Here is a 10,371-nt window from a genome sequence, read left to right on the forward strand (position 1 = left end):
GCGCTGGGCTTTGAATGATGATCAGGTGGGTGATTGCTGTGTATCTCAGTGCTGGCAAGGGTGATATCAACACCATCATCGGAGGCATCGCGCCCAACTGGGGCCCGTTCGCCAATCTGGGCAACCAGGCCCGGACGATGGTGGAGGTCGTGATGGCGGTCGCCATCCTCGGCTGTCTGGCGATCGCCATCTGGGGCGCCGCCAAGCAGCGGATCGGCGCGACGGCGCTTCGCGACACGTTCAGCGCGGAACAGGGCAAAGGGCTGATCATCGCCGGGCTGACCGGCGTGTTCATCATCGGTTCACTGGGGACGCTCTTCACCATTGTCTATGGGATGGCGATCTGATTAGTCGTCTGAATCCCGTTTCTGCTGTCCACTTCGGGTGGACTAGCCCGAAATGACTAGTCCGGTTCGGTGAATCCCCGCCCACGGGTCACCGTCCGGGTGACAGAGTTGACACACACCCCTGCCGGGGTGTGCGCCCGCTTGCCCGTCTGCCCGCCCACCCTCGTCCCAAGGGGGCTGCTGCCGTGTCCGTGTCCGACGACCAGCCGCACACGCGTACCCGCCTCCCGGCGGGCGAGCAGCCCATGGGGCCGCAGGCCCCCGGCTTCCGCCGCCTGCGGACGCTGGGCGGGGTGTTCGTCGTGGTCTTCCTGCTGGTCGTCGCGGTCGCGGTGATCAACCGCACCAACGGCTCCTCCACCGCGGGCACCCCACCCACCCACTCCAACGACGCCGGCGCCCCCCAGTCCGCCCCCACCACCCCCACGGGCACCCAGCCGGTCACCACGACCGCCAACGGCATCGCCGTCCAGTACCCCCACACGAGCGAGGGCGCGCAGAGCGCCGCCGCGAACTACTCGGTCGCCCTCGGCTCCAGCGACATGTTCGCGACGCAGTCGCGCCACGCGATCGTGTCGACCGTTGTGGATCCCTCGGTCGCTGCCGCCATGCAGACCCAGTTCGATGCGTCGTACGGGGCTCAGGCCAACAAGCTCGGCTTGAACAACGGCAAGGCTCCCAACGGTTTGGTGTTCGTCTGCCGCCCTGACCCGGTCGGCACAAAACTGGATGCCTACTCCACAGACAACGCCACGGTCGAAATCTGGACCAGCGGACTCATCGGTTTGGCGGGGCAGGGTTCCACGCAGCCCGTCACCGAGTTCTGGTTCACCATGACGCTTCGGCTGCATTGGGCCAGTGGCGACTGGAAGGTCATCGCCTACTCTCAGGTTGACGGGCCTACGCCGGTGAGCGGCAATCAGAAAGTCTCCGACTTCACCACGATCGCCAACGCTGCCACCCAGTTCGGAGGGTTTCGCTATGCCCGTTGACCTGCGTAGAACCGTCTCGCTGGCCGCCGGCATGGCGACCGTTCAGACGCTGGTGTTGGCGGGCGTCGCCAAGGCCGCGCCAATCAGTCCATCGCCCGCGCCATCGGCAACCGCGAACTGCAATGGGCTGATCGGGTTCGCCAAGTCCTTCTGCGAACAGGGCCACAACACCAACACGTCCCCCGTTCCGCCCTCCCTCGACCCGGTCCAGTCGCTCGCGAACAGCTGCGCCAACGCCGCCGCCTGGATCGTCCGCCGGCTCTCCGACGGGATCGACAGCACCACCAACGTCGACTTCACCAACGCCGCCTTCCTCAAGCAGTACGCCATCGTCTTCGCCGCGGCGACCTTCCTGACGCTGCTGCTCTGGCTCCTCGCCGTCATCAAGCGCGCCGCGCGCGGCATCCCGCTGCACACCGCCTTCGGCGAGGCCATCGGGTTCCTGTGGCTCACCGTCCTCGCCTCCGCGTTCACCCCGCTGATCCTCTACACCGTCGTCAGTGCCACCGACGGCATCACCCAGGGCATCGCCGCCGGAACGAAGACCGACACCGCCACCTATCTCGGCACCTTCGCCGACACCCTGACCTCGGGGAAACTCGGCGGTGGCCCGATCATCCTCGTGCTGGTGAGCCTCGTCGCGATCCTCGCCGCCGCCGTCGTGTGGCTGGAGATGTTCGTCCGGGCCGCGATGCTCTACGTCGGGGCGCTGCTCGGCACCGTCGTCTACGCCGGGATGGTCGACAAGCAGCTGTGGAAGCACGTCCGCCGCTGGGCGGGCCTGATGATCGCCGTGATCCTCATCAAGCCCGTGATCGTGATAGTGCTCGGGCTGGCCGGCGCCATCGCCTCCTCCTCGGGGGCCAACGACGCGTTCGCGACCGTGGCCTCCGGTGTGGCGATCCTGGTCCTGTCCATCTTCGCCAGCTCCGTCATCTACCGCTTCGTGCCGGGCTTCGGCGACGACATGGTCGCCATGCGCCGCGCCCGCGCCCAAGCGGTCAGCGCCGGACGAGCCGTCGTCAACGGTCCCGCGAACTTCATGAAGCAGGGCATCAGCACCCACGCCGGCCGTGACGGCGAGGGCGGCGGAGGCAACACCGGCGGCGGGGCCGGCGCCGGAGGGAGCGTGACGCCGGGCATCGCCGCGCACTCGACCCGGACCGCCGCCGCGCCCGCCCCTGCGGCCCCGCCCGCGCAGGGCGGCAGCCCGGACGCGGCCCGTGGCACCCGTACCACCAGCACGTTCGCCAAGGGAGGCGGAAGCCAGCCGTGACCACCCCACCCGTCGGGCAGTACCGGCGCACCTACCTCATCGGCAAGGCCAAGCCGAACGCGGTGATCGGGCGGAACCGCGAGGGCGGCGAGGTCTTCCTGATCATCTTCTGCGCCTTCCTCGGCATGATGTGGGGCATCCTCGTCCCGATCCTCCTCATCCGGCTGATCGGCCTGATCGGGTTCCCGATGCTCGGCTTCGCGGTCGTCTACCTGCCCTACCGCAAGCGGACGATCTACAAGTGGGCGGAGATCAACCGCAGCTACAAGCGGATCTCCCGCTCCCCCGCCGCCGGCTACCGCTCCTCCGCGATGGAGGCCGGTACCCGGCTCGCCGGGGACGAGGTCGAGGTCGGCCCGCCGCCCGGCATCGGCCGGATCCGCTGGCTCGCCGCTCCCTTTGGGCCGGACGAGGTCGCCGTGCTGCTCCACCTCGACCGTCGCACCGTCACCGCCGCCATCGAGATCGAGGGCCCCGGCGTCGGCCTGCGCGACAGCGAGGACCAGGAGGCCCTGGTGGAACGGTTCGGCACGCTGCTGCGCCACGTCGCCAACGGCGACGGCTTCGTGACGCGCCTGCAGATGCTCGCCCGCACCCTCCCCGCCGACCCCGACGCGCACGCCAAGGACGTCTCCCGCCGCGGCGACGAGGCCTCCCCGCAGTGGCTCAAGGATTCCTACGAGCAGCTCCAGGCGATGGTCTCCACCTCCTCCGAGCAGCACCGCGCCTACCTGGTCGCCTGCATGCCCTACACCCGCGAGCTCGCCGCCGAGGCGCAGGCGATGGGCCGCACCGCGCACAGCCGCGCCCGCGGCGACGAGGGCCTGGCCGCCGTCATGGCCCGCGAGCTGACCGACATCTGCGCCCGCCTCGCCGAGGCCGACATCCGCGTCCGCCAGCCACTCGGACAGGCCCGCCTCGCCGCGCTGCTGCACTCGATGTACGACCCGGACCACCAGATCGACCACATCCAGGCCATGTCCAAGCGCAACGCCTGGCCCGCCGAGCTGGACGCCACCAACCCCAACTACCTCCAGGCCAAGACCCGCGAGTCGGTCACCCGCGAGCCCTGGTGCCACGCGACCGCGTGGGTCAAGGAGTGGCCGCTGACCCCCGTCGGCGTCAACTTCCTCGCGCCGCTGCTGGTGCACACCCCCGACGTGATCCGCACCGTCGCCGTCTGCATGGACCTCGAACCCACCGACGTCGCCATCGAGCGGATGCTGACGGAGAAGACCAACGACGAGGCCGAGGCCAGCCGCGCCGCCAAGATGAACCGGACCGTCGACCCGCGCGACCTCGCCCACAGCGGCCGCGTCGACCAGCGCGGCGAGGACCTCGCCTCCGGCGCGGCCGGGGTCAACCTCGTCGGCTACATCACCGTCAGCTCGCGCTCCCCCGAAGCGCTGGCGCGCGACAAGCGCACCATTCGCGCCTCTGCCGGAAAGAGCTATCTCAAGCTGGAATGGTGCGACCGGGAACACCACCGCGCCTTCGTCAACACCCTCCCCTTCGCCACCGGCATCCGCCGCTGACCCCCACCCGCACCACCGAACCATCCCTGGAGGCCGGCCATGGCAGCACCGCTCGGAGGCATCACCGAGGGGTTCACCAGCTTTCTCTTCGGCAAGAACGAGACGACCCGACTGCCGGTGCGCACCTCCACCGGCCAGGCCCAGGCCGTCTACCTGCCGACGGCAGCCCCCGGCCTGGGCGACTCCGGCGTGATCATCGGCCGTGAGGTCTACAGCGGCAAGGGCTACGTCTACGACCCCTTCCAGCTCTACGGGCAGCAGCTGCCCGCCCCGCACTGGCTGGTGCTGGGCGAGTCCGGCAACGGCAAGTCCGCGCTGGAGAAGACGTACGTGCTGCGCCAGCTGCGCTTCCGCGACCGGCAGGTCGTCGTCCTGGACGCCCAGGGCGAGGACGGCGTCGGCGAGTGGAACCTCATCGCGCGCGCCTTGGGGATAACGCCGATCCGGCTCGACCCGATGTCCGCCCTCGACGGCGGCGTCAAGCTCAACCCGCTCGACCCGGCCATCACGCTGACTGGGCAGCTGGCGCTGCTGCGCACCATCATCGAGGTCGCAATGGGGCGCAGCCTGGAGGAGCGCGCCGGTTTCGCGCTCAAGGCGGCACACGCGCACGTCATCACCACCGTGACGGACCGCCAGCCCGTCCTGGGCGACATCATCGACTCCTTGCGCACCCCCAACACCGACTCGATCGACGCGCTCGGCGTCTCGCTGGAGGAGATCCAGACCTGGGGTCTGGACGTCGCCCTGGTCCTGGACCGGCTCGTCGACGGCGACCTGCGCGGCATGTTCGACGGCCCGACCACGATCGGCATCGACCTGGACGCGCCGCTGATCGTCTTCGACCTCTCGCACATCGACCGCAACTCGATCGCGATGCCGATCCTGATGGCGATCGTCGGCGTCTGGCTGGAGCACACCTGGATCCGCCCCGACCGCAGGAAGCGCATCTTCCTGGTCGAGGAGGCCTGGCACATCATCAGCTCCCCGTTCGTCGCGCAGCTGTTCCAGCGACTGCTGAAGTTCGGGCGCCGGCTCGGTCTGTCGTTCATCGCGGTCGTGCACCACCTGTCGGACGTGGTCGACGGCGCCGCGGCCAAGGAGGCGTCGGCGATCCTGAAGATGGCCTCGACCAGAACCATCTACATGCAGAAGACCGACGAGGCCCGGGCGACCGGGCGGGTGCTGGGGTTGCCGCGCTGGGCCGTGGAGATCATCCCGACGCTGTCGCCCGGCATCGCGGTCTGGGACGTCAACGGCAACGTGCAGGTGGTGAAGCACATCATCACCGAGCACGAGCGGCCCCTCGTCTACACCGACCGCGCCATGACCGAGGACGCCATCGCTGAGCGCACCCGCGCCTCCCAGCAGCTCGCGGACGACCCGGCGGCGTGATGTCCTCCTCCTCGCCGTCCTCCCCGTCCCCGTCCTCGCCGTCGGGCGCTCCGCCAGGAGCCCCGCGGCGGACGGACCGGGGCGTGCCGGACGGCGCGATCGTCGGTCTGCTGGCCGTCCTGCTCGGCACGACCGTCCTGGTCTGGGGGGCCACCGGCCTCGGCGCTCTCATCTCGCACGGGCACTTCCCCCACCCGCTCCCGTTCCTGTCGACCGCCCCTGCCATCCGGCACCTGGCCACCGCCCCCAACGACCTCCCGGGCGCCTGGCCCGGCACTCCGGCCGGCTCCCTGCCGTCGCCCGCCGCCTTCTGGCTCACCTTCTTCGCCCTGCTCGCCGTGGCCCTGACGCTGCTGATCTCCGCCGCGACCGCCCGCGCGAAGCGCAGGGCCGCGCACAGCGCGGCGGTGCGCCGGGCAACCGTCGCCACGCAGCCGGACCGGCCCTGGAACGAGGGCGAAGCGCACCCTGGCGCGGGTCCGGCCGCCCCCGCGCCCCACAACGCGCCCGTCCCTCCACCCCCGCGTCGGGCTCCCGGACCGCGCGAAGGCGCCTCTGTCGGCATGCCCGGTCGGCTTCCCGCCCCGGTCACGGTCCCTGTCGCGGGCGACCAGGGCGCCAGCGCGGACCGCGCGTCGTGGTCGGCACGGAGCGGCACCGTCCCCGAGTCCCAGGCTGCTTCAGCCGCCCTCCACGCGCCCGGCCAGGCGCACCCGCCTTCCTCTGCCCCTTCCTCTGCCCCTTCCTCTACCCCTCCCTCTCCCTGGACGGCGGCGCCCCCCAGCGCGACCGTGCCGCGTCCCGGCGGAGCGACCGCCGCCGGATGGGCACGGGCAGGAGCTCGGGCCGGGCAGTTCGGCTCCGGCAACCCCACGCCGCGGTTCACCATGCCGCCGAGCGGGACCGTGTGCGTCTTCGCGCCCGAGGCGGGCAGCGCCGCACGGCGCGCGCTGGTCAGCAGCGTGATCGCCGAGACGAAGAGCGGGCCGCTGGTCGTCGTCACCTCGGACCCCTTCCTCTGGGACACCCGTCCGCCCTATCGCCGGGCCCTGCGCTTCGACCCGCAGCACGTCACCACCGAGGGCGACGAGGACGCCGGAGACACGCCACCCCCGCGCGGACGGTGGGCACCGCACAGCGGGTGCGCCGAGCCGGTCGTCGCGACCGCGCGCGCCCGGGCGCTGCTACTGCCGACGGCCCGTCCGGTCGCGGACCGGGAGGAGCAGGCGGTCCGCGCGCTCGCGGAGACGCTGCTGCGCTGCTGGCTCCGGGCCGCCGCACTCGACGGCCGTCCGTTCCGGCACGTCGCCCGCTGGGCGACCGGTGGTTCGGGCGGTGGCTCGGGCGGTGGCTCGGCGGGCGGCCTGGGCAGCGTTGCGGGCCACGGGCCGGGCAACGGTAGCGGCAGCGGTACCGGCGGAGGGCGCCAGGAAGCCGTCGCCGTGCTGCAGTCCGCGGCGACGGCTGCGGACGTGGCGTCCGGTGACGAGCCGTGGGCCGGGCAGCTCCAGGCGGCCCTCCTCCACGCCTCGCCCACCCTGGACGCGGCCCTGGGCCGTGTCCGTGCCGCGCTCGGCGCCGTCGCCGAGCTGCACGTCCTCGCGGCCTGTACACCGGGCGGCCCCGAGTCCGCGCTCGATCCGGAAGCACTCCTCACCGGCGGGACCGCCGGCAGCCTCTACGTCCTCGGCCGCTCCGGAGACGGGCGCCTGCGCGAGCCGGGCGGCGACTCGGGGCCCGTCGCCCACAGCGCCATGCCGCTGTTGTCCGCACTTGTGGACGACGTGGTCCAACGCGCCTGGCACTCATCCCCGCAGAACGGCTCCGAACGGCCCCTTCCCGGCCCGCTGCTGGTCCTCGACGACATCGCGGCGGTGGCACCGTTCCCGACATTGCCGCAGCTCATGGCTGACGGAACCGCACAAGGGCTGCGCGCGCTCACTCTGCTGCGCTCCCCGGAGCAGGCTCGCGCCCGCTGGGGCGAGCGCGCTGTCCACAGCCTGTGGACAACTGCGGACCATCGCGCCGTCCTGGGACCGCTCTCGCCCGCGCCACTGGCCGCGCTCCTCGCCTCCGTCGGCGCAGCCGAGTACGCGCCCCAGCCCGGGCTCGGCGAACACGACATGCTCCTGCTGCCGGGACGTCACCACCCCGCCGAGCTGCCGCAACGTTTCCGCATCACCGCCCCAGGGGCCTGACGCAGGCCACTGCCCAGCCGACACCCCCTGCCGTACGCTCAGTGCTCCTGACACTCCGACGAAGGACCACGAGAACCATGAGCAGCAACGGGGGTTGGTGGCAACCGCCCACTCCGCCGGGACCACCGGCAGGCGGCCCGCCGCCGTATGGACCGCCGCCCGGCGGCCCGTGGGGCCCGAACGGACCCCAGCCGTGGGGACGCGTCCCGGTGGCGCCCAAGCCCGGCGTCATACCGCTGCGCCCCCTCGACATCGGCGAGATCATCAACGCGGTCTTCGCAACGATCCGCTACAACTTCACGGCGGTCTACGGGCTCCCGCTCGTCACGGGACTCGGCTGCGTGCTGTTGTTCGTGATCTTCGGCGCCGTCGAGTGGTCCCCGCTCCACGCCTTCTACATCGACATCCACAACCACGTCGGCGACACCGGCTGGACCCCGAGCGGCAGCGAGATCACGAACGTGCTCTTCGCGCTCGCCGGCCTCGTGCTGCTCGCGTTCGTCACCTACGAGGCCACCTACATCGCCGCCACCCTGAGCAGCGTCGCCACGCTGCGGCACGCGGTGGTCGGCCGTCGGGTGCGCTTCCGCCAGATCGCCTCCGAGTCCACCCCGTACATCTGGCGCCTCATCGGGGCCATGCTGCTCATGCAGCTGATCTGCGCGGGTCCGATGCTGCTCGTCGTGGGCATCATCGTGCTGCTCGCCTTCGCCGTCTCCGGCTCGGGTGCGGCCGCGGCGGTCGGGCTGCTCGGCTTCGTGTTCTGCCTGGCGGCCGTCGTCTGGGCGATCTACGCGAGCATCCAGCTCACCCCGCTGAGTGCCACGGTCGTTCTCGAGGGCAAGAACCCCGTCGAAGCGGTCAAGCGCGCCTGGCAGCTGAACCAGGGTTCCTGGGGCCGAGCACTCGGCGTCACGTTCCTGTCCGGCCTCATCGGACTCGGCATCGGGTACGCGGTCAACCAGATCCTCAGCATCTTCTACGTCGGTGCGCTCGGCCTGAGCGGCACCACCGGCTCGGTGGATACAAGCGACCCGGCGGCCGCGAAGCACATGCTCATCACCGAGCTCGTGATCGTCGCCGTGACGATGCCGGTGGGCATGCTGGTCAACCTGCTGACCCTCCCCCTCACGCCGCTGGCGCAGGCGCTGCACTACATCGACCGCCGCATCCGCCGCGAGAGCCTCGACATTCACCTGGCCGAGGAGGCCGGCATCCCCTTCGGCGGCGTTACTCCCCCGCCGCCCTTCGACACCCCGCCCCCTCCGGCGACCGCCTGACCCCAACTGAGGCCCGGATGACGCGCGAGCGTCGTCCGGGCCTCAGTCTTTTCGGTCACCTTCTTTGCGGGTTCGTCTGACCCGGAACGCAGTGAAGCCCCCTGACCGGAGGTCAGGGGGCTTCACTGTAATAGTTGTTCGGCGGCGTCCTACTCTCCCACAGGGTCCCCCCTGCAGTACCATCGGCGCTGTGAGGCTTAGCTTCCGGGTTCGGAATGTAACCGGGCGTTTCCCTCACGCTATGACCACCGAAACACGATGAGATCATGCGATCGTTCTTGGTCGCTGTCTCAGAACAGCACAGTGGACGCGTAGCAGCTATGGACAAGCCCTCGGCCTATTAGTACCGGTCAGCTCCACCCCTCACAGGGCTTCCACATCCGGCCTATCAACCCAGTCGTCTACTGGGAGCCTTACCCCATCAAGTGGGTGGGAGTACTCATCTCGAAGCAGGCTTCCCGCTTAGATGCTTTCAGCGGTTATCCCTCCCGAACGTAGCCAACCAGCCATGCCCTTGGCAGGACAACTGGCACACCAGAGGTTCGTCCGTCCCGGTCCTCTCGTACTAGGGACAGCCCTTCTCAATACTCCAACGCGCGCAGCGGATAGGGACCGAACTGTCTCACGACGTTCTAAACCCAGCTCGCGTACCGCTTTAATGGGCGAACAGCCCAACCCTTGGGACCTACTCCAGCCCCAGGATGCGACGAGCCGACATCGAGGTGCCAAACCATCCCGTCGATATGGACTCTTGGGGAAGATCAGCCTGTTATCCCCGGGGTACCTTTTATCCGTTGAGCGACGGCGCTTCCACAAGCCACCGCCGGATCACTAGTCCCTGCTTTCGCACCTGCTCGACCCGTCGGTCTCACAGTCAAGCTCCCTTGTGCACTTACACTCAACACCTGATTGCCAACCAGGCTGAGGGAACCTTTGGGCGCCTCCGTTACATTTTAGGAGGCAACCGCCCCAGTTAAACTACCCACCAGACACTGTCCCTGATCCGGATCACGGACCCAGGTTAGACATCCAGCACGACCAGAGTGGTATTTCAACGTCGACTCCACAACAACTGGCGTTGCTGCTTCAAAGTCTCCCACCTATCCTACACAAGCCGAACCGAACACCAATATCAAGCTGTAGTAAAGGTCCCGGGGTCTTTCCGTCCTGCTGCGCGAAACGAGCATCTTTACTCGTAATGCAATTTCACCGGGCCTGTGGTTGAGACAGTCGAGAAGTCGTTACGCCATTCGTGCAGGTCGGAACTTACCCGACAAGGAATTTCGCTACCTTAGGATGGTTATAGTTACCACCGCCGTTTACTGGCGCTTAAGTTCTCAGCTTCGCC

General features: G+C 69.5%; 7 protein-coding genes and 2 rRNA genes. 7 read left to right on the top strand and 2 right to left on the bottom strand.

Annotated features, from left to right (window positions below; all coding sequences use genetic code 11):
- Window positions 1-38: 38 nt before the first annotated feature.
- The 7 genes from ABH931_RS27830 to ABH931_RS27860 all read left to right on the top strand — a co-directional run bounded on the left by ABH931_RS27830 (window position 39) and on the right by ABH931_RS27860 (window position 9,023).
- Complete coding sequence (locus ABH931_RS27830; RefSeq protein WP_042373303.1) at window positions 39-347, top strand: hypothetical protein; 309 nt, start codon at window positions 39-41, stop codon at window positions 345-347.
- Window positions 348-532: 185 nt separating this feature from the next.
- A complete protein-coding gene (locus ABH931_RS27835) occupies window positions 533-1,339 on the top strand; it encodes a hypothetical protein (protein WP_370118874.1) in 807 nt (268 codons plus the stop codon).
- A complete protein-coding gene (locus tag ABH931_RS27840) occupies window positions 1,329-2,615 on the top strand; it encodes a hypothetical protein (RefSeq protein ID WP_370118876.1) in 1,287 nt (428 codons plus the stop codon). The genes ABH931_RS27835 and ABH931_RS27840 overlap by 11 nt, the downstream gene beginning before the upstream one ends.
- The gene (locus tag ABH931_RS27845; protein ID WP_370118879.1) at window positions 2,612-4,150 is read left to right on the top strand and encodes an SCO6880 family protein; all 1,539 of its coding nucleotides are present in this window, start codon (window positions 2,612-2,614) and stop codon (window positions 4,148-4,150) included. Before ABH931_RS27840 ends, ABH931_RS27845 begins: the two co-directional genes overlap by 4 nt.
- Before the next feature lie 39 nt (window positions 4,151-4,189).
- Window positions 4,190-5,545 carry an ATP-binding protein gene (locus ABH931_RS27850; RefSeq protein ID WP_370118882.1) on the top strand — a complete coding sequence of 452 codons (1,356 nt, stop codon included), beginning with the start codon at window positions 4,190-4,192 and terminating at the stop codon, window positions 5,543-5,545.
- 83 nt (window positions 5,546-5,628) lie between these two features.
- A complete protein-coding gene (locus tag ABH931_RS27855; protein WP_370118885.1) occupies window positions 5,629-7,743 on the top strand; it encodes a TraM recognition domain-containing protein in 2,115 nt (704 codons plus the stop codon).
- A gap of 209 nt (window positions 7,744-7,952) precedes the next feature.
- Window positions 7,953-9,023 carry a hypothetical protein gene (locus ABH931_RS27860; protein ID WP_370118888.1) on the top strand — a complete coding sequence of 357 codons (1,071 nt, stop codon included), beginning with the start codon at window positions 7,953-7,955 and terminating at the stop codon, window positions 9,021-9,023.
- 136 nt (window positions 9,024-9,159) lie between these two features.
- On the opposite strand, the gene rrf is transcribed toward ABH931_RS27860, so the two are convergent.
- Window positions 9,160-9,276 (bottom strand): 5S ribosomal RNA (gene rrf, locus ABH931_RS27865).
- Window positions 9,277-9,343: 67 nt separating this feature from the next.
- Window positions 9,344-10,371 (bottom strand): 23S ribosomal RNA (locus ABH931_RS27870); the annotation flags it as partial.

Source organism: Streptacidiphilus sp. MAP12-33 (assembly GCF_041261265.1).
In the GTDB taxonomy this organism is placed as follows: domain Bacteria; phylum Actinomycetota; class Actinomycetes; order Streptomycetales; family Streptomycetaceae; genus Streptacidiphilus.